The organism is Achromobacter sp. 413638 (assembly GCF_043119405.1).
GTDB lineage: Bacteria > Pseudomonadota > Gammaproteobacteria > Burkholderiales > Burkholderiaceae_B > Achromobacter.
In genome coordinates, this window is the sequence record NZ_JBICCO010000003.1 from 94170 (window position 1) to 119112 (window position 24943).

Genomic DNA, 24943 nt, shown 5'->3' on the forward strand with positions numbered 1-24943 from the left:
TTGTGATGAGGGTTAGGCAGCGCCCTGGAACACGCCGCGCGCGAGCAACACCGGGGCGATGTCGCCAGCGACCGCGCTGACCTCGGCGAAACCGATAATGTGTGCGTTGACGTTCGCCGCAGGCGCGGCGACCACGGCCTTGCCGTTGGCGTCCGCCGCGACCGGCTGGCCGCGCGCCACGGTGCCGCCAAACTCCACGTCCGCAAGACCGGCGCGAACCACGTCCACGCGCTCGCCCGCGACCACGGGCAGTTCCGCGTTCACGCCGATGACCAGGTCGGTGCTGGCCGCAGCCTGCGCCACGCCGCCATCGGCCGCGCCGAACTTGACGATGCGGTAGGCCGCGATGTCGCCCTCGGCGGTGTAGTTCTTGATGAGGGTGGGATTGCCCATTGCTTACGCTCCTTTCGTGACGTGGGCCACGGCCGCAGCCGTGGAAACGGTGACACCGGCCTGGGCCTGTTCCTGCTGGTACTTCAGCGCGGCCTGGGCGATGGCGTTGGAGTCCTTCGTGTCCAGGTCGGCACCGCCCGCAGGCGGGTTGCCGCCGGTCTGCGTGCCCTTGAGCGCCGCCAGCGGCTTGGCTTCCTTCAGGAAGGCTTGCAGCGCCGCCAGCGGCTGCGCACGCCAGTAGGCTTCGTTGGGCGGCAGGATGCGCGCGTCGGTCAGCGCGGCGGTCATCAGGCGTTCGTGTTCGGCCTTGTCGCTGGTGGACTTGAGCGCGGCCAGCTCGGTGGTGAGCTTCTGGTGTTCGTCCAGCGGGATGTGCTTGGCCGGGTCGAACTGACTGGCCTTGAGCGCCGCGATCTGCTGCTCCTGGTCGCGGGCTTTCTGCACCAGCGTGGAGAGCTGCGCGAGCGCGGTGTCGTCGCCGGTGTCCAGGGGCAATCCCAGGGCCACCAGCACCTTGGTTTTTTCCATGATGGGTTCCTCGTTGGTAGTCCTGCCAGAGCCGGGCAGTCGGCGTAGCGAATCGTTGGTGAGCGCGGTGATCTCGCCCAGCGCGCCGAGCGCGGGCTTGTTGGTGAGAGCAACGCTATGCAGGCCGAGCACCATGCCGGTCTCGGCGTCGAAGATGAGGATGGGCGAGATGTAGAGGTACTCGTCGCCCTCCAGGTGCGCGCGCCCGGCGGGCGTCCAGGTCACATGCGCCAGCATCCCCACGCCAGGCGAATACTCCAGCGCGGTAATCCAGCCAGCAGCGGGCGCGGGTTGCCCGTTCTCCGCGGCCTTGAGGGTTTGGTGTTCGTAGTCGATGGGGAGCTTGACGCCGCCCGCCTTGAAGGTGGCGGTGACGGCAGCGGCGGCCGTGGCATCCAGGAACCACGTCTTGGCCGTGACCCCCTCCATGTTGCCGGGGCGGCCGTCGAGGGCATCGAAGTGCCCATCGGGAATCACGCGCATCCGGGCAGGAGCGGTGCGCGTTGCGCCTTGGCCTTCGAGCACGATCTCGAAGGCCAGCGCTGCTACTTGTCGGTTTGCGGTGCTTTTGTCCATGCCGCCACTTTGCCGAGCGGCATGGGCGGCAGACAGTAAAGGCTTTTAGTTTTTGTGCGACCGCATTTTCTTCACGCAGACCTCGTGCATGGTCGCTGTGTCCACAACGCCCAGCAAGTTCTCAGTCGCGCCACCGTTGCCACGGACGATGTCAAAGTCGAGGGAATACAGCGGCGGCTGCTTGTTGTAGCCGCCTTCGCAGCGCAACGCGATGGTCTGCGACTTCGTCAATGGCCCGACTTTCTTGAGCACGTCGCTCAAGGCCACGTCTTCGGCCCGGAACTTCAGCACGGGATTCTCTGCCGCGCTGGTGTCCATCACCAGCACCGACACCTGCCGCTTCTCTGGTGGCGGCACGTCGTCAGCATCCTCGCCACAGGCAACAAGGCCCACGCAGGCCGCCAACGCGAAAACAACCCTCAAATTCATTTCACCCCCCTTGCACTCAATGCGTGTGCAATGCGCCCGCGCAGCGCCGCCGGTTCTGGCGTCGCATCGGCACTCCACTCCGGCCATAGCTCATCAAGTAGCTCATGGAAGCCAACCTCCGACAAGCCGGTCTCGCGCTTGTGCAGCTCATCCGCCAGCAAGCTGGCTAACACCTTCATCCGCAGCAACTGCGCTGCTGGCGTGGTGTGTTCCTCGCCCTTGCGCACGCCAGTCGTGATGTAGCCGACATCAGCTCCGGCCTCCGCGATAGCGGCCAGGTACTTCGCATCCGGTTGCCGCTTGTCGTTCTCGTAGTTGGTCTGGGCGCTGATCTGCACCCCGGCCAACGCCGCGAAATCAGTCTGGTTTAGACGGAGCCGCTTTCGCTCCTCTTTCAATCTGCATCCGATAGTCATTAAACCTCCAAATGAGTAAAAACCACTTGATCTTTTACTCGTTCGAGTAAATAATCACCACCATCACCAACCAAAACCACCAGAGGCCGAACCCATGACCCAAGACCAAATCGACCGGAAGATCGCCGCCTTTCGCGCCGACCTGGACGCTCGCGGTGAGTCGCTCTCCGACTACTGCCGCCGCAAGGGGCTGGACTACGACGCCATGTTCATGGTGCTGCGTGGTCGCTCCAAGGGCAAACGCGGCAAGGCGCATCAGGTTTTTGTCGCTCTCGGCCTCAAGCCGAACCGAGCCGCCTGAATTTTCGCACGCTGCAAATCATTTTCACAGGAGAACCTTAATCGTGAGCACACCAATCAAGACCAGCCAGACAGCAGCCAAGGTGCTCGATGTCCTGGCTGCACTGCTGGGCCACTTCGCCAACGGCATGACGCCCACCGATCTGTCGAAGGCCACCGGCCTCGATCCCAGCGCCATCACCCGTTACGTCGCCACGCTCGAAGAAAAGGGCTTTGCCGAACGCATCCCGGAGACCGGGCGCATCCGCCCTTCGGTGCAGTTCGCGCGCCACGCCGTTTCTATCCTCCGCAGCCTCGACGCCGCCCGCGAGCGTATCGAGAACATCCAGACCCGCCTGACCAATCACTAAGGAGAAGAACATATGGCCCGCACCGCAACCAAGATCGCACCCGCCGCCGAAGTCGTCACTGACGCCGACCTGCCGGGCCTGCCTGCCGCCACAGCAGCCGCCAACCAGCTCGCCGTCATGCACAGCAAGCAAGAGGCCGCCGCGCAGGCCATCGCCACCGAAATCGGCTACGAAGGTTCCCTGACCATCGGTGCCCTGGAAGATGAAATCCGCTTCTACCAGCGCCGCACGGTGGAATCACTGTTGGAGCTGGGCAAGCGCCTGCTGGTGCTACGCGAGCTGACGCCGCACGGTGAGTTCGAGAAGCGCGTGGAGTTCCTCGGCTTCAGCTACAGGTCAGCCGCGCGCTTTATGCAGGCCGCTGCCAAAACGGCGAAATCTGCCAATTTGGCACTTTTGAGCACCCAGGTGAAAAGTGCCAGCGCCTTCCTGGAGCTTGTCACTCACGACGATGACGTGCTGGAGAATCTGAAGGACATCGACGACATCGACCGTATGAGCGCGGGCGAACTACGGAATGCCATCCGCAGCCTGCAAGGCGATCTTGAAGCCAAGGACGCTGTCCTGGACAAGACGCAGAAAAAGCTCACCAACCTCCAGGTACAGCTCAAGAAGAAGGTGGTCGCCGACACGGACTGGCCCGACGCGCTGGAGCCGGTTTCCGACCAGGTCGCCGCCGCCGGTCGCAAGATCGCCCAGGCCATCAGCGAGCTGGAGACCTGCCGCATCACGTTGTTCGAGGTTGCGCAGGACATTCCCGAAGAACAGCGCCCGAAGTACGAAGCGGCGCTGGCCCACATCGCCGAGGTGTACGAGCAGGCGCTCTCGCGGGCAGAAGCGGGCCTGACCAAGGAACGCACCACCTTCGACAAATCGCTGGGCGCATACGCGCCAGAAGCGGCCTGAAGCGCAGGAACTCGATATGGCCCATCAACTCGCTCCAGACCTGCTGCAAGAGCTATTCGCCTTGCGCGACCGCATCGCTGCGGCCCCGCACGGTTGCGCGACCGAGCTGGTGCATAACTTTGCCAGCCTCATCGGCCGGAACCCCTCGACGGTCTACACCTGGCTGCGCACCCATGCAGGCTATCGCACCGGCCGCAAGAAGCGCGCCGACGCGGGCACCACTGCGCTGCCGAAGGAAACGCTGCACTTCATCGCAGCGGCCAAGCGCGAAGGCATCCGTGGCAACGGCAAGGCCACGCTGCCCACGGCGGTGGCCATGAACATCGCGCACACCAACGGCATCGACGTAACCGTCTCCGAGGGCCGCGTCAACGCGCTGCTGCGCGCCGCTCGCATGGACGCCAAGGCGCAGGCCGCCGCCCGCAACCACATCACGCTGCGCAGCCTGCATCCCAACCACCTGCACCAGATCGACCCCTCGCTCTGCCTCATCTACTACACGCCAAAGGGTCAGGCGATCATGCGCGACGAGGAGTTCTACAAGAACAAGCCCGCCAGCATGGACAAGGTGCGGCTCAAGGTCTGGCGTTACGTCCGCTACGACCACGCCAGCGGCACCATCGACGTGCGCTACTTCGAGGCCGCTGGCGAGAATCAGCACAGCCTGTTCGAGTTCCTGCTCTACACCTGGGGCCAGCAGTCCGACCGCATGTCGCACGGCGTACCCAAGATGCTCTTGTGGGACAAGGGCAGCGCCAACACCAGCTTCGCCATCAAGAACCTGCTCGACGCCCTGGGCGTTGACCACGAGACACACGCCACCGGCCACTCCTGGGGCAAGGGCGGCGTCGAGCAGGGCAACAACCTGGTGGAAACCCACTTCGAGTCCCGTCTGCGCTTCGAGCCAGTGGAGAGCGTCGAGCAGCTCAATGCTTCGGCGGCCCGCTGGGTACGCGACTTCAACGCCAACGCCATCGAGAAGGTCGATTGCCGCCTGGTGCGCGCCAGCGGCCAGCCGATGGTGCGCGACGACCTCTGGCAGCTCATCATGCGCCACCCCGGCGCACTGGTGCAGATGCCGCCGCGCGAGGTGTGCCAGTGGTTCATGGCGGGCCAGGAACTGACCCGCCAGGTACGCAACCTGAAAATCACCTTCGCTCACCCCGAGCTGGGGCGGCGCGCCAGCTACGACCTGAACCCCTGGGCCGAGTTCCTGGGCAATGGCCAGAAGGTGCGCGTCACACCGCTGCTCATGCAGCAGGGCGCGCTGCGCATCGAGATCGACCGCCTGGGCGCGGAACCCCTGCTGGTGCAAGTGGAGCCGGAGCGCGAGTTCGACGAATACGGGCGGCCCCTGTCCGCGCCGGTAGCGGGCGAGGAGTACGCCCGCGCGCCGCAGACCGCCAGCGAGCGTGCCGCGAACACGCTGGCCGCTGCTGCCTGGGGCGATGGCACCACAGTGGATGAGGCCGAGAAGAAGCGCGCCGAGCAGGCCCGCCCCTTCGGCCACCTCAACGATGGCAAGGGCTTGGTGGCGCACAGCCACCTGGGCCAGGCCGACCTGCCGCGCCGTCTGGTACCCAACGCCGGGGAAGTTCAAACGCCCCAGGTGCAACAGCTCCAGAGCAAGGCCGCATCGGTGCAGATGATGCTCACCGTGCCGGAGGCCGTTCGCGCCATCAAGGAGCGCCTGGGCGATGCCGCCCCTGCCGACCTCTACAGCCAGGTCAAAGCCGCCTTCCCGGACGGCAACGTGCCGCAATCGTGGGCTGATCAGTGGGCCATCGCACCGGCGGCAACGGGCACTCATGGCAGCAGCGTGATTGAGCTGAGGAGGTTCCGATGAGATACCCCGACAGCAAACCCACGCCCCTCAAGCTCAAGGCTCTGCTCAAGCGCATGAACGTGGCGCAGGCGCAGTTCGCCCGCACGCTGGGCATCAGCGCAGGAACCTTGGCCGACATCCTCAATTGGGGCTTCCAGCCTGCCAAGGGCTGGCCCGCTCTGCGCCAAGCCATCCGCATCGAACTGGCCCGGCTGGGCGCGTCCGAGAAAGCCATCGCCACCGCGTTCGAGCACCGCGCGGGCACCCCGAAAAACCGAGACGCCGCAGAGCGTTCCACCACCGCGCCCACGTCCGACGCGGCCTCCTCATCAACTGCCAAGAAGGAAACCGACATGCTGCTGCAAAAACAAACTCTGACCCCGGCCACCCGCAAGCACTTCAACCTGGCCGCCGATCCGTTCAAGAACGACGTCACGCAGGCCAGCGACGTCTTCATCAGCCAGGACATCCGCTTCGTGCGCGAAACGCTCTGGCAAACCGCCAAACATGGCGGGATGCTCGGCATCGTCGGCGAAAGCGGCAGCGGCAAGTCCACGCTGGTCGATGACTTCAAAGACCGCCTGGTGCGCGAAGGCCGCGACCTGGTCGTGATCGAACCCTCCGTGCTCTACATGGAGGAGAACGACGCCAAGGGCAAGACGCTCAAGAGCGCGGCCATCGTGCAGGCCATCATCGACACCGTCGCACCTGGCGTTGCTCCTGCGCGTGACTTGGAAGCCCGCGCCCGCCAGGTGAAGAAGCTGCTCACCGCCGGACACCGCGCGGGCCAGCGCCATCTGCTGTTGATCGAAGAAGCGCACTGCTTGCCCAAGGCGACCCTGAAGCACCTCAAGCGGTTTTCCGAGATCAAGGACGGTCTCTCGCCCATGCTGTCCGTGGTGCTGATCGCACAGCCGGAGCTGCGCGCCCGCCTGTCGGTGAGCGACCCCGATGTGCGCGAGGTCGCCCAGCGGTGCGACATCGTCGAGCTGCCGCCGCTGGACGGCTACCTGGCCGAATACCTCAAGTTCAAGCTGGCACGCATCGGCGTTGATGTGGCCCAGGTCATCACGCCCGAAGGCATCGCCGCGCTGCGCGAACGCCTGACCTTCGCTCGCCGCACCGGCAACGCCAAGTCGGCGCAGTTGACCACCACCTACGTGAGCCTGGCATACCCGCTGGCCGTCGCCAACGCGCTCACCGCCGCCATGAACGTGGCCGCCAACCTCGGCGCTCCGGTGGTGGACGCCGACATCGTCAAGGAGGCGTGACATGGCCGCCGTCCTGCATCTCGTCCGCCCCATCGCCCATACGGAGCATGTCATGAGCAGAGTGTTCACCGAGGAGTTCGTTTCCCGCCTGGAGCTGGTCAACCGCGTCGCCCGCGAGTTGCGCGCAATGGGCTACCGCGTGGTGCAGGAGTCGCTGTACCCCGGCCAAACCGACCGGCCAACCATCACCGTGACGCCGGGAAGCACCAAGCAGCTCAAGCCGCTGCTGGAGCTGGGCCACGGCCGCACCATCGAAACCCAGGCAGATGGCAGCCGCCTCTGCTCCATCCACTACCAGGGCATTCGCGTGGCCTGGAAAGAAGTGCTACGGGCGAAGGAACTGATGCAATGAGAACACGCTGCCCGTCCTGCGGCGCGACCCTATCGCTCGACGCCCTGGTCGCCCACGAAGGCGCGCGTGAAGCCCTCGCCGCCGCCTTCAAGCTCTCCGGCACGCTCGGCGCAGCCCTGGTGCGCTATGTCGCGCTGCATCGGCCTGACTCCCGCGAACTGACGATGGAGCGCGTGGGCAAGCTGCTCAACGAGGTGTTGCCGGACATCCAGGCAGGGCGCATCACGCGCAACGGCCAGGTGTTTGAAGCGCCACAGGAAGCCTGGGTGTGGGCCATTGAACAAGGGCTGGCCGCGCGCGATGCGGGACGGCTCAAGACGCCCCTCAAGGGCCACGGCTGGCTCTACGAAGTAATCAGCGGCTATCGGCCCGCCGTAAACAACCTGGTGGTCGATGGTGCGCCGCGCCTGACCACCGGCAAGACCACGTCCAAGACCCTGTCGGGCATCGCGGCGCTGGAGAGTTTCAAGCATGGTGCCTGACTGGTTCCGCATCGTCATTGCCACCGGCTTGCAGAAGCTACTGGCCCTGCGCCTGGCGGGCACTCCGCCAGAAGACGCCATCGTCGGCACCGCCGAGGTGTGGCTGGAGGCGATCTGGAACAACGGCTGCCGGTGGGATGAACAGCTCGACCGAGAGCGCCTGGAGCGCGCCTTCTTGGTGCTGTTCCGCGTCTGCGATCGCTGGCCGCCGCCGAAGCTCTACCTCGACAACATCGGCGCTCGCGCACCACCGCGCCAGCTACCGCCGCCCCCGGTCTCGCCGGAAGTGCGTGAACAGAACCTGGCACGCATCCGCGAGTTAATGAAAGACCTCAAGAAAACGCTATCAATGAAGGAGCCACATCATGGCAACCAGAAAAAAGGCAAAAGCGGCACAGTGGGTGTGCCAGAGCAAGGAACTGACGATTGAAGCCATCCGCGCCCTTGGCGATGCGCAGCGCGAGCTGACGCGGGTGGAGACCGAGATCAACGACCAGATCGCGGCTATCACCGCCGGGCGCAAGGACGAGATCGAGGCGCTCAAGACGCGCATCGACACGCTGGCCGGTGGCATCCAGACCTGGTGCGAAGCGCACCGCGCCGAGTTGCTCGCGGGCGGCGGCAAGGAAGCCAACCTTATCACCGGCCTGGTCAAGTGGCGGCAGCGACCGCCCAGCGTCAGCATCCGCAGTGTCGATAAAGTGCTGGAGACACTGCGCTCGCTGGGCCTGGGCCGATTCATCCGTAGCAAGGATGAACCGAACAAGGAAGCCATGCTCGCCGACCCCACGGCTGTATCCGGCATCGCGGGTATCTCCATCGTGACCGGCGTCGAGGACTTCGTCATCGAGCCGTTTGAAGTCGAGGTCGCGTGATGAAGATCGCACACAAGGCTGCATTGGTGCTGCTGCTCACCGCCGTCCTGGGCTTCATCGCGATAGCCATCTACCAGCGCAACGTGGTGGCCTTTATCTGGTTTCTGTTCCCGCTGATCGTGTTCGGCACGGATGCCTACGAAACCTTCATCGCCGCACCGCGCAGGGCGGGGCTTTTCGACAAATATGGCAACCCCATTGTCGTCAAAAAAGTGGAGGACGTGTGATGAGCAGCCCCCTGCAACTCCAAGTCAACAGCAACGGTTCATGGAAAACCGTCGTTTCCTTCGGCCTCGGTGAACAAACAATGGAGCGCGTAAAGCACGCTGCACAGGCGCTCTATGAAGCTTCACCGACCACCTATTGGCGCATCACAACGGGCGAGGGACGCTCGCCCCGCGTGCTGGCCCTTATGGGCCGCAACACCTATGGGTTGTGGGCAACGAAGGGAGAACAAGCATGAATCACGACAACCTCATCAAATGCACGCGCTGCCGTCATGCCTGCATGGAATCGGCGTGGCTCGATGTCCCCTCCAAGAAATACGGTGGTTGCACGGAAAAGACATGCCCTCGTTGTGGCTGCAAAAGCTACTACGACATGACTCCACAGGTTGCCTGGTGCTGGGCTTCCGGCTTGATCGAGATCGGAAACCATCTGCCCGCCAGTAGCTTGGATGGTAGTGGAGCGATCTTGATCGCCGAAGGGCCACGGTACGCGCTGAAGGGTGCCATTGATGTCGCCGCCCGACACGGTAAGGGTGCCAGTGAGGGCAAATTGTTGGTGCCGGGGATTCCAGAGGCAGAGAACCAGAAAGCCGCGATCAGGGCGCTGGATCAATGGCTGGATTGGAACCGCAAATGCAGGCGTGGGAAGCGCGACGGCATCGTCTGGATTGAAGCGCCCTCATCGCTGGGAGCGGCCCTATGAAATCCGCCGCCCGCACCGCCGCTAATCAGGATGCTCGCCAGCGCCTCATACGTCTCATTCATGTGGGCAAGCGCGAGCTGGGCCTGGACGATGAGATCTACCGCGCGCTGCTCATGGGCAGTGTGCAGAAGGATTCCACCTCGGCCATGAGCGTGCCGGAGCTGGAGCGCGTCCTGGAGCGCATGAAGCGCAGCGGTTTCAAGGTGCGGGTCAAGTCGGCCCGGCCTCCTGCTCAAAGCAGGCCGGGCCGTCCCCTGGCGCAATACCCGGAGGCGCGGAAGGTACGCGCCCTCTGGTTGTTCCTGCACCAGTTGGGCGCGGTGAAGAACCCATCCGAGGAAGCCCTGGCGGCTTATGTGAAGCGCATCGCCAAGGTGGACGCACTGCAATGGACGAACGGCAACCAGACGGAAGCCCTCATCGAGACTTTGAAGAAGTGGGCCATGCGCTACCTGCCTGGCCAGGTGAGGGAAATGGCTCAAACCTTATCGGAAGCGATCAAGACCGGCAGCGTCACATTGAGCGACGAGGAACTGACCGGGCTGCGCTCCACGGTCGGCCTGGCGCAAACCCGGCAGACCTTTGACCCCATGCAAACTGCTTGGGATGCACTGAAAACAGCACTCGATAAGAGGGAGAAACCATGAAGCCAGAGAGCACGATGATGCACTTCCCGGATGGATACCCGGAACTGCTCGAACAGATCGGCCAGGTGATCTACAACCGGCTGGTCACACACGAAATTGCGCAAGCTACGTCGCTTGCGTTCACCATCACCGAAGCCATCCGCACGGAGATCGGAGGCGTTCAACAGTACATCCCGCGCGGCTTGTCCTATGAGCTGTCACAACGCGATGAGCAAATCTGGTCGGAGTTCAACGGGGACAACTACAAGATGCTCGCGCACAAGTACAACCTCACGGAAATGCAGGTGAGGAACATCGTGAAGCGGGCGCGGCAGCGCGACCTAAGCACCCGGCAGATGCCACTGCTGCCGGACGGAAACTAAAGCACTTTAATCGCATCACCGGGGAGCCGCCGCCATCATGACGGCATGAAAAATTCTCGCTCCCTAGACGATCTTTTGCCGCCCGTGCGCTCACGGGCGCAAGCCTTCCTAGCCGCGTGCAAGCAGGAGGGCATCGACATCCTCGTTACCTCCACCTACCGCGACCTGGAGAGCCAAGCTGCGCTCTACGCCCAGGGCCGAACCGCCCCCGGCAAGCGTGTAACCAATGCCAAGCCGGGCCAGAGCTATCACAACTGGCGCGTCGCCTTCGACGTGGTGCCTCTACGCGACGGCAAAGCCGTGTGGAACACCACCGGCGCTGACGGCAAATTGTGGGAACGCATCGGCCAACTCGGCGAGGCGGCTGGTCTGGAATGGGCGGGGCGTTGGAAGACATTCCGCGAATACGCTCATTTCCAGTACACAGGCGGCCTGTCGCTGGCGCAGCTCGCCGCTGGCAAGGTTCCGCAGGAGGTCGCCTCGGCATGAATCTCATAGACCTGGTCTCCCGCGACGGCCGCCTCTCACACACGAAGATTTGGGCCAACATCGGCTACGCCGCCGCCACCGTTTCGTTTGTGCGCCTGAACTGGGTGGGCCAGGCCGAGACGGAAGTCTGGTGGGCCTACCTATCCTGCGTTGCTGGTGCCGTCACGGCCTCGAAGTTCCTCTCGCTCAAATACAGCGGCTCCGCTGCCCGCGCCGCCAATGCGGAGGAGAAATCGTGAGCGCGGCCGTCATCCAGTTCTTCCGTGAGCTGCCCTGGAAGCTGCTGGGCTTCATTGCCATCGTCACCACCTCCGTCATCGGTGGTTGCCACTACGGCGAATCCACCGTCAATGCCGCATGGGATGCCGAACGTGCTGCGGCAAAGCTGACCGCCGCGCAAACCGCTACCACCCAGGCCGAGGTCACGACCAAGGTGGTGACGCAATACGTTGACCGCGTCCAGGTGGTAAAGGAGCGCGGCAAGGAAATCATCAAGGAGGTTCCCGTCTATGTTTCGTCTGCTGTTACTTGCGATCTGCCTGGCGGTTTCCGCGTGCTCCACGATGCCGCCGCCCAAGGCGAACTTCCCGACCCCGCCGGAGTTGCTGATGCGCCCGCCGCCAGCGTTGAAACCGCTGCCGCCACCGTCGTCGAAAACTACGCCACCTATCACGAAGTCGCCGAACAGTTGAAGGCGCTGCAATCGTGGGTCAACCAGCAGGAGCAAGCGCAATGACCATTCAAGTTGATTTTTGGCACCTGGTCGGTCTGCTGCTGGGCTTCATCGGCACCCTGGCTTCGTTCGGGAAGATTCTGCTGCGACAGCTCGACGCCCGCATCGACCAGCAAAACGACCGCGTGAGCAAGCTGGAAAACCAGCTCAACGAAACCCTGACCAAGCTGCCGCTGGAGTACCAGCGACGTGAGGATGCCATCCGCTTCGAGACCGTGCTCAACGCAAAGCTGGATGCCATAGGAGCACGAATTGAACGTCTGATGGAGAAGTCTGTATGACCCCTGACCTGGAAAAAGCCCGGCGCGAAAACCTGCGCTGGCTCATCTTGTTGGCACTGAACTCCGCACAGCCGGTGGGTACCAGCGAACAAGTGGTGCTGTCGGCGATCACGCCGATGCTGCCCGACCTGACCACACTGGAGCTGCGCCGCAACCTCGACTACCTGGCCGCGCGCGAACTCATCACGATCACTGGCCGCGACTCGCAGCCGCAGTGGTTCTGCAAGCTCGACCGCTATGGCATCGACGTGGTCGAGTACGCGGTCGCATGTGAGCCGGGCATCGCGCGCCCGGCCAAATACTGGTGAGCCGCCATGCCTCGACGTTCCAAGGTGGAGGCGCTTCCCGCGCACGTTAAAGCCTGGCTCGACCAAGCGCTGGTGGAGAACAACTTCAGCCAGTACGAGCTACTGTCCGCCGAGCTGGCCAAGCGCGGCTTCGAGATTGGCAAGTCCGGCTTGCACCGCTACGGCCAGGCGTTCGAGGAGCGCCTGAAAACCCTGCGCGTGGTCACTGAACAGGCACGCGCCGTGGTACAGGCCGCTCCCGATGACGATGGCGCTGTCAATGACGCCCTGGTGCGGCTCACGCAAGAAAAAATGTTCTCCATCCTGATGGAGATGGAGGTAGACCCCGACGCTGTCGATCTGCCGAAGCTGGCCCGCGCCGTGGCCGAGTTGGGCAAGGCTTCGGTCGCGCAGAAACGCTGGCAGGCCGAGGCCCGCAAGCAGGCGCTGGAAGAAGCTGCCGCGCGCGTTGACACCGCCGCCCAGGCGCGCGGCCTCAATGCCGACGAAGCCCGCTTCTGGCGCGAACAAGTCCTGATGGGCATGTGATGGGTATTCCTGCCTCTCTCCCCGATACCGAGCGCATCGTCGAGTGGGACGAGCTGCCGGAGAACGTCCGCCAAATACCTCCTGACTTCGACCCATTTGCCGAAGGCGTGCTGATGAAGCACCAGTCGGACTGGATTCAGATGCAGCAGGACTTGGACATCTCGGTGTGCGAGAAAGGCCGCCGCACGGGTATCACGTTCGCGCAAGCACTGACCGACACGATCACCGCCGCTACCGCCAAGGAAGCGGGCGGCAGCAACGTGTGGTACATGGCCGACACGCGTGAAAAGGGTCTGGAATACATCGGCTATGTCGGCAAGTTCTCGCAGATCGTGGCGCGCGGCCAGGCAACGCGCATTGAGCAGCACATCTTCCTTGACCAGCGGGCCGATGGCACCAGCCGCGAGATTCAGGCGTTCCGCGTCCGCTTCGCCAGCGGGTTCCGTGTCACTGCACTTTCTTCTCGGCCGGAAAACATCCACGGCCTGCAAGGGCTGGTTGACCTTGACGAAGCAGCCTTGCACAAGGACGTTTCCAAGGTGCTCGAATCAGCGACGGCCCTGCTCATTTGGGGTGGCCGCATTCGCGTCTGGTCATCGCATCGCGGCAAGAAAAATGCCTTCCACCAGTTGGTGAATGATGTCCGTGCCGGGCGCTATGGGAAACGTGCCAGGTGCATCCGCATCACGTTCGATGACGCCGTGGCGAATGGCCTCTATGAGCGCGTTTGCGCCATGAAAGGCATCCCAGCGACCGAAGAAGGCAAGCGGGAGTGGTACACCGCCATCCGGGCCGCCTACGGCCCGCGAAAAGCAGCCATGCGCGAGGAACTCGACGTGATTCCACGCGACGGCGATGGCTCGGCAATTCCATCGGTCTGGATTGAGCGGGCGATGCCGGAAGTGCGCCCCGTGCTCCGTATCGCTTTCAGCGACGACTTCCCGAAGCGTTCGGAAAAAGAGCGCGAAATCTGGTGCGCGTCGTGGATTGCCACCACGCTCATGCCCGTCCTCAACGAAGCGCAGCGCGGCTTTACCGGGCGTTGGGCAATTGGCATGGACTTCGCGCGCCACCGCCACTTCTCTGTCATCAAGCCCGCCCGCATCACGGCCGACCTTCGCCGCGACGTGCCCTTCATCCTCGAACTGGCCAATGCCCCGACTCGCCAGCAGGAGCAGATTCTCTGGGCGCTGCTGGGCGAGCTGAAGCGGTGGACTTTCGCTGGCGATGCGACCGGGCCTGGTCAAACGCTCATGGAATACACCGGCGACAAGTTCGGACGCGCGGTGTTCGACGAAAAAACGGGCAACTACATCGGCGGCCCTGTCCACGAAGTCACGCTCTCTCGCGCCTGGTACGGCGAATGGATGGGCAAGTACATCTCGCTGTTCGAGGACGGCTTCATCGCCATGCCGCGCGACGCATCGCTGGAGGATGACCACCGCGCCGTCGAGTTCATCGACGGTATCCCGATGGTGCCCAAGCTGGAGCGCAAAGACCTGAAGGACGCCGACCTGGTGCGCCACGGCGACGGCGCGGTGGCGGGCGCGCTGATGAATTTCGCCGCGCTCAACCCGGTGAATGAATGGCTGGCCGAGTACATGGAAGTGCCACGGCGCGATGCGCAGGTCGATGAGATGGACACCGACACCGATCTTGAATACGGCGGCCGCATGGCTGGCTGGTAGGAGCACTGAATGGCAAAACTTCTCGACCAATACGGCAACCCCATCAACATGGCGTCGCTGGATGAGGCGCAGACCTCGCAACTAATCAACCTGCACCGGGAGGTCGCGCAACATCCCTCGCGCGGCCTGACGCCCGCACGCCTGAACTCCATCCTGGAGCGCGCGGAAAACGGCGACCTGATCGCCCAGCATGAGCTTTTCCGTGACATGGAGGAACGCGACGGCCACGTTTTCTCGGAGCTGTCCAAGCGCAAGCGCGCCGTCATCAAGCTGCCCTGGGACATCGTGCCGCCACGCAACCCGAGCAAGGAGGAGGAAGAAGCCAGCGCCTACGCCAAGGAGCTGCTGCTAGACATGACCGACCTGGAAGACCTCATGTTCGATGCGCTGGACGCCATCGGGCACGGTTTTGCGCCTATCGAGTACGACTGGGACAGGGTTGGTGGCGACTGGACGGTGGTGCGATTCAACCACCGCCCGCAGACGTGGTTCCGCTTCGACCGCGACACTCGCACCGAGCTGCGCCTGCGCGACAGCTCTCTGGACGGCGCACCACTGCGCCCGTTCGGATGGATGATGCACGTCCACAAGGCCATGTCCGGCTACACCGTGCGCTCCGGCCTGGGCCGCGTGCTGGTTTGGCCCTACTTGTTCAAGCACTTCTCGGTTGGCGACCTGGCCGAGTTCCTCGACATTTACGGCCTGCCGCTGCGCATCGGAAAGTATCCGAGCAACGCCAGCCCCGAGGAAAAGGCAACGCTCTGGCGCGCTGTCGCGGGCATTGGCCACAACGCGGCAGGTGTCATCCCCTCGGCAATGGCCATCGAGTTCGAAGAGGCCGCGAAAGGTTCGGAAAAGCCGTTCGAGGTGATGATTAAGTGGTGCGAGCAGACGCAATCGAAGGCCATCTTGGGCAGCACGCTGACCAGCACCACCGAAGCCACCGGCCTCGGCTCCGGCGTGGCCGAAATCCACAACGAAGTGCGCCTGGATATCCGCGATAGCGACTGCAAGCAGCTCGCGGGCACGCTTACCCGCGATCTGATCTACCCGCTTCTGGCCATCAACAAGGGCTGGGCCGACTTCCGGCGCTGCCCGCGCCTGGTGTTCGACACGACCGAAGGCGAGGACATCAAGGTCTACGCCGACGCGCTGCCGAAGCTGGTGGCCATCGGTATGCAAATCCCGACGCAATGGGCGCACGAGCGGCTGCGTATTCCCCAGCCGACCTCGGAGCAGGAAGCCATCCTGGCCACCCGCGCCGCCGCTCCGGCCGAGGAGGAACCGGCCACCCCCAAGACTAAAAAGGCTGACGCCAAGGCCGCGCTGCTGACCGCGCTGCGCGAGGAAGCGGCGGCCGGTTCCACCTTCGCCGACCAGGCCGTGCTCGACGGCGCGCTGGAGGAGCTGTCCACCGTGCTGCAACCGCAGGCGGTGGCTTGGCTGAAGCCTGCGCTGGACGCCTTGGGCAGTGCCGCCAGCCCGGAGGAAGCACTGGCGCTGCTGGCCAGCGAAAACCCGTTGACCGATGATGCGCTGCTGGTCGAAGCCATAGCCCGCGCCCTGTTCGTGTCCGAGCTGTTCGGCGCGGATGCTGTGCGGCAGGAGCTGACTGAATGACCATCGACAAGTCCACCCTCCTGGCCGCCTTCAACATGCCGCCCGAGCAGGCGGTCGAGTTCTTGCGCTCCAAGGGCTTGCAGGTCAGCGAGTCCTGGCGCGACCTCTGGCAGACAGCGCACCGGCGCGCCTTCACCGTGGCGCGCTCGGCGGGCTATGACGTGCTGGAGGACATCCGCTCTGCGCTGGTGGAGTCCATGAGCAAGGGCGAGAGCTACCAGCAGTTCATCGACAAACTCACGCCGACCCTGCAGGCCAAGGGCTGGTGGGGCAAGGAGATCGACTACGAGACCGGCGAGATCACCGTGTACCCTGGAACCAGCCGCCCGGTGGAGCTGGGCAGTCCGCGCCGCCTGAAGCTGATCTACGAGCAGAACATGCAGACCGCCTTCCAGGCCGGGCGCTGGCGCGGCATGAAGGCGGCCATGGCCACGCATCCCTTTTGGCGCTACGTGGCCGTGCTGGACAACCGCACACGGCCCAGCCACCGCGCTATGCACGGGCGAGTGTTCCGCCACGATGATGCAGGCTGGTCGGTCGCCTATCCGCCGAACGGCTGGAAGTGCCGGTGCCGCGCGCAGCCATTGACCGCCTCAGCCGTCCGGCGCAACGGCTACGAGGTCGAGTCCGCCGAAGGTCACATCCAGGAGGTGGACGTGCCGCAGCGCGACGGCTCCACGATCAAGGTCAAGCGCCTGACGCTGCCGGGCATGGAGAGGCCGTTCCAGCCCGACGCGGGCTGGGACTACAACCCGGCCGCCGACTACCACGGAGGTCAGCCATGACCGACATGAACGTCGAGATCAACGACCAGGCAAGTGCCAAACTGGCAGAAATCAGGGCACGCCTCCAGAATCCCGAGCCGCTGATGGCTGGCATTGCGGCTGAAGTTCTGTCATTGACCGAGGAAGCATTCGAGCGCGAGGGCGAGGTGGGCGGCGACAAGTGGAAGCCGCTGGCACTCTCGACCATCAGGCAACGCGAGAAGGCTGGCCACTGGCCTGGCAAGAAGCTGCAACGCTCTCCGGGCGGCCTGGCCCCGAGCGTCCAGCCCTTCCACGATGCCAACCGGGCCGGTTTGTCCGTCTCGAAGCCCTACGCGGCCATCCAGCAGCTCGGCGGCAAGGCCGGGCGCGGCCAGAAGGTTAATATTCCAGCCCGTGGGTACATGCCGGTTAGGAAAGAAGGCAGCGACCTGGAGTTGACGCCTACGGCGCGGTCGGTGCTGCTGGAGATGATGACCGACTTCGTGGAAGCCGGTATTTGATGGCCCGGCGAGCGCCGCGACCCGGTTTTCAACACTTGCAAGACGTTTTCAAAAGCCATCCCGTTACTTACGGCCTCTTCCCAGCTCTTCCCGGACTTATCGTCTCTTCTCTCTAGGGAATATGGTGGTTCTGTTCAGGACATGCCGCCAAATTCGAACGACTGCGTGGAACGGCCGGGTGTTGCTACTGCATGCGGTAGCCGCCGTTGACATCGATGATGCTGCCCGTGATGTAGGCGGCGTCTTCCGAGGCCAGGAAGCGGACGGCGGCGGCCACGTCCTGCACGGTGCCGATGCGGCCCAGCGGGATGGCCTGCGCGGCGGCGGCGAGCGCGCCGCTGCTGGTGACGGTGCTGCGCAGCATGTCGGTGTCGATCAGGCCCGGGGCGATGCCGTTGACGGTGATGCCCAGGTGCGCGGATTCGCGCGCCATGGCCTTGGTCAGGCCCAGCACGGCGGACTTGGCGGCGATGTACGAAGCGCTGGAGCGGTAGCCGCCCAGCTGCGCGGCCACCGAGCTGAAGGTGACGACGCGGCCGTGCGGCACCGGCGCGGCTTCGCGGCGGCGCAGGAATTCGCGTCCGCACAGGAACACGCCGCGCGCGTTCACGGCGAAGCTGCGTTCCCAGATATCCAGCGTGGTGTCCTTGATCAGCGGGCGTTCGCCGTTGTCCTGGAACAGCAGCAGGCCGGCGGCGCTGACCAGCACCGAGATCGGGCCGTGGCGCGTCTCGATGTCGTCGAAGGCCGCCATGACCGAGGCTTCGTCGCTGACGTCGAAGGCGCGCGCGTCATGCGGCGCGCCCAGTTCGTCGGCCACGCGGCGCGCGCGGCCGGCATCCACGTCCGACACCACGACCCGGTAGCCGGCCTGCGCCAGCTCCTGGCAGATGGTGGCGCCGATGCCGCCGCCGCCGCCCGTGACCAGGGCAAGACGGGAAGCGGCGCCCGCGGCGGGCGTGGATACATTGGACATGCTGTCTCCTGGCGATCGTGCCGTCCGCCTGGGAAACGGCGACGGCGGCTTTAAATTTTTTGCGATTATGTATACATGCTGGTCGCGCATATATAAGGGCTTTCCCTGATCTTGCTTTGATGGAAATCAGTCTTCATTGGGGAATTTGCTGGGGAAAGCCCTGATGCGAACCCGGTGGCGGGAACGTATGTATTCTTCATGTATACAATGCGGCATGGATACGCTATCTCAACACGTGACCGACACGCTGCGGGACTGGGTGCTGCACGGCAAGTTCAGCCCGGGCGCGCGCCTGGAGGAAATCCCGCTGGCCGAGAAGCTGGGCGTGTCGCGCACGCCGGTGCGCGCCGCCCTGGCGACGCTGGGCAACGAGGGCCTGCTCGAACACCTGCCCAAGCGCGGCTACACGGTGCGGGCCTATGACATCGGCGAGATCGTGGCGGCCTACGAGGTGCGGGCCGCGCTGGAAGGGCTGGCCTGTCGCTAGGCGGCCATGCGCGGCCTGTCGAACGACGCGGTCGCGACCCTGCGCAATTGCCTGGACGAAGGCGACCGCATCCTGGGCAAGGGCGTGCTGCTGCCCGACGACCACATGCCGTACCAGCAGGTGAACATCACGCTGCACAACAGCATCCTGGAAGCCGCCGGCAATCCCTGGGTCAGGCGCTTCGCCACGCAGGCCCAGGCCATTCCCTACGCGTCGGACCGCATCGTCCTGTGGGAAGACCACGGCATCATCCTGCGCTCGCACGATGACCACCACCGCATCGTCAACGCCATCATCGGGCGCGACGGCGCGCGCGCCGAGGATCTGATGCGCGAGCATGTCTACTACGCCGGCATCATCCTGAAGAACAACTACGAGAAGCTGGGGCCGGCCGGAGCCAAGCCGGGCATGGCGCAGCTGGGCGGACGGGTCTGAGCGCCGGGGCTGATGCGCAGCGTCCCGCTACGCCGCATCCCGATACGTCACGCCCCGTGACGGCAAGCCCCGGGTCGGGGATCTAGCCTTCCTGCGCCACCTGGCGCAGCGCCTGTTCGAACACGTCCGTCGGCTGGCCGCCGGACACCAGGTACTTGCCGTTGAGGATCACCGACGGCACCGACGTGATGCCGCGATCGCGCCATTGCGCTTCCTCGGTCCTGACCGCATCGGCATAGCGGCCGGACGCCAGCACCTCGCGCGCCTGCGCCTCGTCCAGGCCGGCGTCGGCCGCCGCGCGCGCCAGCACCTCGGCGTCGCTCGTGTCCAGGTTGTCGTCGTGATAGGCCGCCAGCAGGCGCTTCTTAAGCGCGACCTGCAGGGCGGGATCCTGCAGCCCGGCCCAATGCAGCAGCCGATGCGCGTCGAAGGTGTTGTAGGAGCGGTTGTCGTCGGCCATGCGCATCGGCATGCCGACGGCGGCCGCGCGCTCGCTGATCACCTTGCGGTTGGCCTGGATGCGCTCGCGGTCGTAGCCGTACTTGGCCATCAGGCGCTCGATGGTGTTCTGTCCGCCCTTGGGCATGTCGGGGTTCAGTTCGAAGGGCCGGAAATGCAGTTCGACCTCGGCCTCGCCGCGCAGCCGCTCGATCGCGGCCAGCAGGCCGCCCAGGCCCACCGCGCACCACGGGCAGGCCACGTCCGAGACGAAATCGATGCTTATCTTTGCCATGGAACGCTCCGGAGAATGTGGGCTGGGCGCGGCCGGGCATGAAAACCGCCGCGCGGCAATGCGGAAAATGGAAAATTGTTGCCCATGGGGCAGAGGAGTACAGTACACCTTCCTGTCAGGTGCATCCGATAAAGTAAACCGCAGTGTTTTACTGGAAAGGACAGATCACCGTGGAATCGCCCTCCTCAGGCACCCCGGCCCCGGATCCTTCCGAGACCGACGCGCAGGTCGCGCTGCCGCGCCGCCGCGCGCTCATGCTGGGCCTGGCCGGTGTCGCGCTTGAAGCCGGACTGCTGGCCTATCCCTCCCTGCTCTGTGCTCAACCCGCCGCGCAACCGTCTGCCGCGCCCGTGGCCGACGATGGTTTTCTCGCGCTGTCGCGCGCGCTGACCGACCACGCCCACCTGAACCCCGTCACCGCGCGCCGCATGCGCGACGCGCTGGAGCGTTCCGGCGTGCGTCAGGCCGGCGACTGGCCCAGGCTGGCCGCGCTGGCCGCCAGCCATCCCACCGCCGACGCGCTGATGGCCGCGGCCAGGCAGGCCGGGCTGCAGGACCTGGCCAGCGACATCGTCGCCGCCTGGTACACGGGCACCGTGGGACGCGGGCCGACCGCCGTCGTCGTCGCCTATGAAGAGGCGCTGATGTACCAGCCCGTGCGCGACGCGCTCACCGTGCCCACCTATTGCAGCTATGGCCCGCTCTGGTGGACGGCGGCGCCGCCGGATCCGGCGGCCATGCCGCCCGAGCCTCCCCTGATCGCTTCACCTAGCGCAACCCTATGAGACAAGTAGAATTCTCCGCCGACGGCGACGCGCGCGCGGACATCGTCGTCGTCGGCTCGGGCGTCGTGGGCGCGATGATCGCGGACCAGCTGAGCGCCCGCGGCCACTCCGTGCTGATCCTGGAGGCCGGCCTGCGCATCGAGCGCGCCCAGGCCGTGGAAAACTGGCGCAACATGCCCTTCGCCAATCGCCTGGGATCCGATTTCCAGGGCCTGTATCCACAGTCTCCGCTGGCGCCGGCGCCGCTGTATTTCCCGGAAAACAACTACGTTCACCTGACCGGTCCCAGCGGCAGCGGCTTCAAGCAGGGCTATCTGCGCACCGTGGGCGGCACCACCTGGCATTGGGCGGCGTCCTGTTGGCGCCACCTGCCGGTGGACCTGCGCATGCAATCGGCCTACGGCGTGGGCCGCGACTGGCCGATCTCATACGAGGAGCTGGAGCCTTACTACCTGCAGGCCGAGAACGAGATGGGCGTGGCCGGTCCCAACGATCCCGCGCAGCAATCGCCGGTCGAGCGCAGCGGTCCCTATCCGATGGACATGGTGCCGTGGGCCTATGGCGACCAGCGTTTCGCCGACGTGGTGAACCCGCATGGCTACCGCTCGGTGCCCATTCCGCAGGGCCGCAGCACGCGGCCCTGGCGCGGCCGTCCCACCTGTTGCGGCAACAACAATTGTCAGCCTATCTGTCCGGTCGGCGCCATGTACAACGGCATCCATCATGTCCAGGCGGCCGAGGAGAAGGGCGCCATCGTGCTGCCGCAGGCCGTGGTCTACAAGATCGACACGGACGAGAACAATCGCGTCACCGCCGTGCACTGGTACGACCAGGCGCGCAAGTCGCACAAGGCCACCGGCCGGCATTTCGTGCTGGCCTGCAACGCGCTGGAAACCCCGCGCCTGCTGCTCATGGCCGCCAATGAACGCAACCCCGCCGGCATCGCCAATTCGTCTGACCAGGTGGGCCGCAACATCATGGACCACTCGGGCTTCCATTGCTTCTTCCTGGCCAGCGAACCGCTCTGGCCGGGACGCGGCCCGGCGCAGAGCAGCTGCCTGGTGGGGCCGCGCGACGGCGCCTTCCGTTCGGCCTATTCGGCCAACAAGATGATCCTGAACAACATCACCCAGGTCGCGTCGGCCACGCAGGCCGCCATGGACATGGGCCTGGCTGGCAAGGCGCTGGACGCCGAGATCCGCCGCCGCGCCGCGCATGGCGTGGACCTGTCGATCAGCCTGGAGCCGCTGCCGGACCCCAACAACCGCCTGACCCTGAGCAAGACGCGGATGGATCCGCTGGGGCTGCCCTGTCCGGACGTCAACTACGACGTGGGCGACTACGTGCGCAAGGGCGCCGAGGCCGCCCATGCGCAGCTGCGGCATATCGGCACGCTGTTCCAGGCCACCGAATTCCGCATCACGACACAGCTCAACGCCAACAACCACATGATGGGCAGCGTCATCATGGGCGCCAATCCCAAGGACTCGGTGGTGAATGGCGACTGCCGCGCGCACGACCACGACAATCTCTGGCTGCCGGGCGGCGGCGCGATGCCCTCGGCCAGCGTGGTGAACAGCACCTTGAGCATGGCCGCCCTGGGCCTGAAGGCCGCGGCGGCCATCGCCAAGCAGATGGATGCCGCCGCATGATGCCCGCCGCCCGCTCCGCGCATGTCGTTTCCGATCCGGGTTCCCCGCGCCCGCGCGCCTGGCTGCGCCTGGGCCTGGGCGCGGCGCTGTGGCTGGGGCTGGCCGCCGGCGCCGCCGCGCAGGCGCAGGCGCCGGCCGAGGCCGACGCGCGCCTGCTCGAGCGCGGCCGCTCGCTGGCCATCGCCGCCGACTGTCTGGCCTGTCACACGCAGGCCGGCGGCGGCAAGCCATATGCCGGCGGCTATCCCATCAACAGTCCGCTGGGCGTCATCTACGCCAGTAACATCACGCCGTCCAGGACGGCGGGCATCGGCGACTACAGCGAGGCGGATTTTGCCCGCGCGCTGCGCGAGGGCGTGCGCAAGGATGGCGCGCGGCTGTATCCGGCCATGCCCTACACGTCCTACACCTTGATCACCGACGAGGACATGAAGGCGCTGTACGCCTATTTCATGAAGGGCGTGGCCCCGGTGGATGAACCCGCTCCCGTCACGCGGCTGCCGTTCCCGTTCAGCGTGCGGGCCTCGATGCTGGGATGGAACCTGTTGTTCCTGGACAACCGGCGCTACACCCCGGATCCGTCCAAGAGCGAGCAGATCAACCGTGGCGCCTATCTGGCCAATGCGCTGGCGCATTGCGGCAGCTGCCATACGCCGCGCAACGCGCTCATGGCCGAGGACGCCGGCCGCGCGCTGGGCGGTGGCCCCGTCGGGCCGTGGTACGCGCCGAACATCAGCTCGGATCCCGTCGCTGGCATCGGCGGCTGGTCGGAGGACGAACTGGTGCAGTACCTGCGCACCGGCCGCGTCGCCGGCAAGGCCCAGGCCGGCGGCATGATGGCCGAGGCGGTCGAGAACAGTTTCCAGCACATGCCCGAGACGGATCTTCGGGCGATCGCGGCCTACCTGAAGAGCACCGCGCCGGTCGGCCCCGAGTCCGCGGCGGACAGCAAGCGCCCGGCCGGGACCGCCTATGGCCAGGGCCGCGCGGCCAGCGACGAGGCGCGGCGGCGCGGCCTGGACAGCCAGACCGCCACCGCCAGCCTGAAGTCCGGCGCCGCGCTGTTCAGCGGCTATTGCGCCAGCTGTCACCAGTCCAGCGGCGCGGGCAGCGCCAACCAGGCCTATCCCTCGCTGTTCCACAACACGGCCACCGGCGCGGGCACGGCGGCCAATCTGGTCGCGACCATCCTGTACGGCATCGACCGCAATGTCGGCGATCAGCACGTGCTGATGCCGCGCTTCGATCAGAAGTCCTACGTCAATCCGCTGACCAACCAGCAGGTGGCGGACATTTCCAATTACGTGCTGGCGAGCTACGGCAATCCGGATCTGCGGGTCACGCCCGCGGACGTGCAGCAGTCCCGCGATGGCGGCCCCGTGCCGCTGCTGGCGAAGGCCCAGCCTTATCTGGTGCCGGGCGGCGTCGCCGTCCTGGTGGTGCTGCTGCTTCTGCTGCTGGCGTGGCGGCGGGCATGCAGGCGTCGGTCGCTCTAGGCGGTTCCGGCCTGACGATCTGTGGGCCAGGTCGGCGGCGCACGGAGCTTGATTCCGCGACGGATTGGCTGTCCTGATCCTTTGCGAGGCGATGGTGGCAATCGGAACTGCATGGATATACAATTTTCTTGTATATCTAGCGGGAGTTCGCATATGCAAGTCGCCAAATGGGGAAATAGCTTGGCCGTGCGCTTGCCGGCCGCCGTCGTGGACGCGCTGCAATTGCGCGAGGGCGATGACATCGAGATCGTCGTCGATGCGCCGCGCACGTTCGCCGTGCGCAAGAAGCCCGGTGCTGAAGCGCTGCTGCGGCGCCTGCGCGCGTTCCGGGGCAGGCTGCCTGATGATTTCCATTTCGACCGGGATGATGCCAATGCCCGCGCAAAATAAGGCGCGGGGCTTTCTCGACAGCAATGTCGTCCTGTACCTGCTTTCCTCGGACGAGGCCAAAGCTGATCGAGCTGAACAGTTGCTACGGGACGGGCCGGTCGTCAGTGTGCAGGTGTTGAACGAAGTTGCGCACGTGTGCAGCCGCAAACTGGCGATGAGCTGGGCGGACATCGGCCAGTTCCTGGACCTGGTGCGTCGACTTTGCAAGATCGTGCCCTTGACCGAGGATGTTCACGATCGGGCAAGGCATTTCGCCGAGAGATACCGGCTGTCCTTCTACGATGCCAGCATCGCTGCGGCGGCGATCGGAGCAGGTTGTCGTACGCTTTACAGTGAAGACATGAGCCACGGGCAGATCCTCGAGGATGGGCTGACGATAACGAATCCGTTCCGGGCGCCGCGACCGTGAGAGTGATGCATTAACGGGATATTG

General features: G+C 65.1%; 37 protein-coding genes. 31 read left to right on the top strand and 6 right to left on the bottom strand.

Translation table 11 applies throughout. The features are described from left to right. Positions 1-12: 12 nt before the first annotated feature. From ACEU5R_RS02345 to ACEU5R_RS02360, 4 genes are read right to left on the bottom strand one after another with little or no spacing between them, the layout of a single operon-like run. Positions 13-393: a capsid cement protein gene (locus ACEU5R_RS02345; protein WP_033965077.1), complete on the bottom strand. Its 381-nt coding sequence runs from the start codon at positions 391-393 to the stop codon at positions 13-15. A 3-nt stretch (positions 394-396) separates the two neighbouring features. Then, entirely contained in the window at positions 397-1497 is a 1101-nt protein-coding gene (locus ACEU5R_RS02350; RefSeq protein WP_113995591.1) for a phage protease, read from the bottom strand. Positions 1498-1542: 45 nt separating this feature from the next. Next, positions 1543-1926 carry a hypothetical protein gene (locus ACEU5R_RS02355; protein ID WP_033965075.1) on the bottom strand — a complete coding sequence of 128 codons (384 nt, stop codon included), beginning with the start codon at positions 1924-1926 and terminating at the stop codon, positions 1543-1545. Next, positions 1923-2324, bottom strand: a complete 402-nt coding sequence (locus ACEU5R_RS02360) for a helix-turn-helix domain-containing protein (protein ID WP_392408976.1) — start codon at positions 2322-2324, stop codon at positions 1923-1925. The genes ACEU5R_RS02355 and ACEU5R_RS02360 overlap by 4 nt, the downstream gene beginning before the upstream one ends. A gap of 112 nt (positions 2325-2436) precedes the next feature. Here ACEU5R_RS02360 and ACEU5R_RS02365 point away from each other — a divergent pair, with 112 nt between their 5' ends. The 24 genes from ACEU5R_RS02365 to ACEU5R_RS02480 are packed head-to-tail and all read left to right on the top strand — an operon-like array spanning position 2437 to position 17556. Beyond that, positions 2437-2643: a hypothetical protein gene (locus ACEU5R_RS02365; RefSeq protein ID WP_052156554.1), complete on the top strand. Its 207-nt coding sequence runs from the start codon at positions 2437-2439 to the stop codon at positions 2641-2643. Positions 2644-2686: 43 nt separating this feature from the next. Further along, the gene (locus tag ACEU5R_RS02370) at positions 2687-2992 is read left to right on the top strand and encodes a helix-turn-helix domain-containing protein (protein WP_113995593.1); all 306 of its coding nucleotides are present in this window, start codon (positions 2687-2689) and stop codon (positions 2990-2992) included. Between the two features lie 12 nt (positions 2993-3004). Continuing rightward, complete coding sequence (locus tag ACEU5R_RS02375) at positions 3005-3898, top strand: hypothetical protein (RefSeq protein ID WP_182963416.1); 894 nt, start codon at positions 3005-3007, stop codon at positions 3896-3898. A 16-nt stretch (positions 3899-3914) separates the two neighbouring features. Next, a complete protein-coding gene (locus ACEU5R_RS02380) occupies positions 3915-5744 on the top strand; it encodes a DDE-type integrase/transposase/recombinase (RefSeq protein WP_213732115.1) in 1830 nt (609 codons plus the stop codon). Further along, a complete protein-coding gene (locus ACEU5R_RS02385) occupies positions 5741-6994 on the top strand; it encodes an AAA family ATPase (protein WP_054893688.1) in 1254 nt (417 codons plus the stop codon). Before ACEU5R_RS02380 ends, ACEU5R_RS02385 begins: the two co-directional genes overlap by 4 nt. Positions 6995-7046: 52 nt before the next feature. Beyond that, a complete protein-coding gene (locus ACEU5R_RS02390) occupies positions 7047-7346 on the top strand; it encodes a hypothetical protein (RefSeq protein ID WP_153574852.1) in 300 nt (99 codons plus the stop codon). Beyond that, the gene (locus ACEU5R_RS02395; protein WP_033965072.1) at positions 7343-7828 is read left to right on the top strand and encodes a hypothetical protein; all 486 of its coding nucleotides are present in this window, start codon (positions 7343-7345) and stop codon (positions 7826-7828) included. The genes ACEU5R_RS02390 and ACEU5R_RS02395 overlap by 4 nt, the downstream gene beginning before the upstream one ends. Beyond that, positions 7818-8258 (top strand): hypothetical protein, encoded by a 441-nt coding sequence (locus ACEU5R_RS02400; RefSeq protein WP_052156551.1) that lies wholly within the window; start codon positions 7818-7820, stop codon positions 8256-8258. Before ACEU5R_RS02395 ends, ACEU5R_RS02400 begins: the two co-directional genes overlap by 11 nt. Further along, entirely contained in the window at positions 8194-8703 is a 510-nt protein-coding gene (locus ACEU5R_RS02405) for a host-nuclease inhibitor Gam family protein (RefSeq protein ID WP_033965070.1), read from the top strand. Before ACEU5R_RS02400 ends, ACEU5R_RS02405 begins: the two co-directional genes overlap by 65 nt. Further along, entirely contained in the window at positions 8703-8930 is a 228-nt protein-coding gene (locus ACEU5R_RS02410; protein ID WP_054893690.1) for a hypothetical protein, read from the top strand. The genes ACEU5R_RS02405 and ACEU5R_RS02410 overlap by 1 nt, the downstream gene beginning before the upstream one ends. Further along, positions 8930-9166, top strand: coding sequence for a hypothetical protein (locus tag ACEU5R_RS02415; RefSeq protein WP_054893691.1), 237 nt, complete (start codon positions 8930-8932; stop codon positions 9164-9166). The genes ACEU5R_RS02410 and ACEU5R_RS02415 overlap by 1 nt, the downstream gene beginning before the upstream one ends. Next, on the top strand, positions 9163-9633 hold the full coding sequence (locus ACEU5R_RS02420; protein ID WP_213732114.1) for a hypothetical protein: 471 nt from the start codon (positions 9163-9165) through the stop codon (positions 9631-9633). The genes ACEU5R_RS02415 and ACEU5R_RS02420 overlap by 4 nt, the downstream gene beginning before the upstream one ends. Continuing rightward, positions 9630-10280, top strand: a complete 651-nt coding sequence (locus tag ACEU5R_RS02425) for a gp16 family protein (RefSeq protein WP_082430650.1) — start codon at positions 9630-9632, stop codon at positions 10278-10280. The genes ACEU5R_RS02420 and ACEU5R_RS02425 overlap by 4 nt, the downstream gene beginning before the upstream one ends. Next, positions 10277-10642, top strand: a complete 366-nt coding sequence (locus ACEU5R_RS02430) for a Mor transcription activator family protein (RefSeq protein WP_033965066.1) — start codon at positions 10277-10279, stop codon at positions 10640-10642. Before ACEU5R_RS02425 ends, ACEU5R_RS02430 begins: the two co-directional genes overlap by 4 nt. A 45-nt stretch (positions 10643-10687) precedes the next feature. Further along, the gene (locus ACEU5R_RS02435; RefSeq protein WP_033965065.1) at positions 10688-11131 is read left to right on the top strand and encodes a M15 family metallopeptidase; all 444 of its coding nucleotides are present in this window, start codon (positions 10688-10690) and stop codon (positions 11129-11131) included. After that, positions 11128-11370 (top strand): hypothetical protein, encoded by a 243-nt coding sequence (locus tag ACEU5R_RS02440; protein WP_033965064.1) that lies wholly within the window; start codon positions 11128-11130, stop codon positions 11368-11370. The genes ACEU5R_RS02435 and ACEU5R_RS02440 overlap by 4 nt, the downstream gene beginning before the upstream one ends. Continuing rightward, the gene (locus ACEU5R_RS02445) at positions 11367-11867 is read left to right on the top strand and encodes a hypothetical protein (protein WP_202808284.1); all 501 of its coding nucleotides are present in this window, start codon (positions 11367-11369) and stop codon (positions 11865-11867) included. Before ACEU5R_RS02440 ends, ACEU5R_RS02445 begins: the two co-directional genes overlap by 4 nt. Further along, positions 11864-12145 carry a hypothetical protein gene (locus tag ACEU5R_RS02450; RefSeq protein ID WP_033965062.1) on the top strand — a complete coding sequence of 94 codons (282 nt, stop codon included), beginning with the start codon at positions 11864-11866 and terminating at the stop codon, positions 12143-12145. Before ACEU5R_RS02445 ends, ACEU5R_RS02450 begins: the two co-directional genes overlap by 4 nt. Continuing rightward, positions 12142-12453 (top strand): hypothetical protein, encoded by a 312-nt coding sequence (locus ACEU5R_RS02455; RefSeq protein ID WP_033965060.1) that lies wholly within the window; start codon positions 12142-12144, stop codon positions 12451-12453. Before ACEU5R_RS02450 ends, ACEU5R_RS02455 begins: the two co-directional genes overlap by 4 nt. A gap of 6 nt (positions 12454-12459) precedes the next feature. Next, entirely contained in the window at positions 12460-12981 is a 522-nt protein-coding gene (locus ACEU5R_RS02460; protein WP_033965058.1) for a DUF3486 family protein, read from the top strand. Next, a complete protein-coding gene (locus ACEU5R_RS02465; protein WP_052156549.1) occupies positions 12981-14669 on the top strand; it encodes a hypothetical protein in 1689 nt (562 codons plus the stop codon). The genes ACEU5R_RS02460 and ACEU5R_RS02465 overlap by 1 nt, the downstream gene beginning before the upstream one ends. Positions 14670-14678: 9 nt before the next feature. Continuing rightward, a complete protein-coding gene (locus ACEU5R_RS02470; protein WP_213732113.1) occupies positions 14679-16289 on the top strand; it encodes a DUF935 domain-containing protein in 1611 nt (536 codons plus the stop codon). Continuing rightward, the gene (locus ACEU5R_RS02475) at positions 16286-17074 is read left to right on the top strand and encodes a phage minor head protein (RefSeq protein ID WP_213732112.1); all 789 of its coding nucleotides are present in this window, start codon (positions 16286-16288) and stop codon (positions 17072-17074) included. The genes ACEU5R_RS02470 and ACEU5R_RS02475 overlap by 4 nt, the downstream gene beginning before the upstream one ends. Further along, on the top strand, positions 17071-17556 hold the full coding sequence (locus tag ACEU5R_RS02480) for a phage virion morphogenesis protein (protein WP_213732111.1): 486 nt from the start codon (positions 17071-17073) through the stop codon (positions 17554-17556). Before ACEU5R_RS02475 ends, ACEU5R_RS02480 begins: the two co-directional genes overlap by 4 nt. A 184-nt stretch (positions 17557-17740) precedes the next feature. Here ACEU5R_RS02480 and ACEU5R_RS02485 read toward each other — a convergent pair whose 3' ends face one another. Then, complete coding sequence (locus ACEU5R_RS02485; protein ID WP_212319080.1) at positions 17741-18532, bottom strand: SDR family NAD(P)-dependent oxidoreductase; 792 nt, start codon at positions 18530-18532, stop codon at positions 17741-17743. Positions 18533-18746: 214 nt separating this feature from the next. On the opposite strand from ACEU5R_RS02485, the gene ACEU5R_RS02490 reads away from it, so the two are divergent. Beyond that, positions 18747-19019: a GntR family transcriptional regulator gene (locus ACEU5R_RS02490; RefSeq protein WP_392408977.1), complete on the top strand. Its 273-nt coding sequence runs from the start codon at positions 18747-18749 to the stop codon at positions 19017-19019. Between the two features lie 6 nt (positions 19020-19025). After that, positions 19026-19454, top strand: coding sequence for an FCD domain-containing protein (locus ACEU5R_RS02495; protein WP_392408978.1), 429 nt, complete (start codon positions 19026-19028; stop codon positions 19452-19454). A gap of 82 nt (positions 19455-19536) precedes the next feature. Here the strand turns inward: ACEU5R_RS02495 and ACEU5R_RS02500 are convergent, their stop codons facing one another. After that, a complete protein-coding gene (locus ACEU5R_RS02500; RefSeq protein ID WP_392408979.1) occupies positions 19537-20187 on the bottom strand; it encodes a DsbA family oxidoreductase in 651 nt (216 codons plus the stop codon). Positions 20188-20357: 170 nt separating this feature from the next. On the opposite strand from ACEU5R_RS02500, the gene ACEU5R_RS02505 reads away from it, so the two are divergent. The 5 genes from ACEU5R_RS02505 to ACEU5R_RS02525 all read left to right on the top strand — a co-directional run bounded on the left by ACEU5R_RS02505 (position 20358) and on the right by ACEU5R_RS02525 (position 24919). Continuing rightward, complete coding sequence (locus ACEU5R_RS02505; RefSeq protein WP_392408980.1) at positions 20358-20972, top strand: sugar dehydrogenase complex small subunit; 615 nt, start codon at positions 20358-20360, stop codon at positions 20970-20972. After that, a complete protein-coding gene (locus tag ACEU5R_RS02510; RefSeq protein ID WP_392408981.1) occupies positions 20969-22624 on the top strand; it encodes a GMC family oxidoreductase in 1656 nt (551 codons plus the stop codon). The genes ACEU5R_RS02505 and ACEU5R_RS02510 overlap by 4 nt, the downstream gene beginning before the upstream one ends. Next, positions 22621-24120, top strand: coding sequence for a c-type cytochrome (locus tag ACEU5R_RS02515; protein WP_392408982.1), 1500 nt, complete (start codon positions 22621-22623; stop codon positions 24118-24120). Before ACEU5R_RS02510 ends, ACEU5R_RS02515 begins: the two co-directional genes overlap by 4 nt. Positions 24121-24273: 153 nt before the next feature. Further along, positions 24274-24510 carry an AbrB/MazE/SpoVT family DNA-binding domain-containing protein gene (locus tag ACEU5R_RS02520; protein WP_392408983.1) on the top strand — a complete coding sequence of 79 codons (237 nt, stop codon included), beginning with the start codon at positions 24274-24276 and terminating at the stop codon, positions 24508-24510. Then, positions 24464-24919 (top strand): PIN domain-containing protein, encoded by a 456-nt coding sequence (locus tag ACEU5R_RS02525; protein ID WP_392408984.1) that lies wholly within the window; start codon positions 24464-24466, stop codon positions 24917-24919. Before ACEU5R_RS02520 ends, ACEU5R_RS02525 begins: the two co-directional genes overlap by 47 nt. Positions 24920-24943 lie beyond the last annotated feature (24 nt).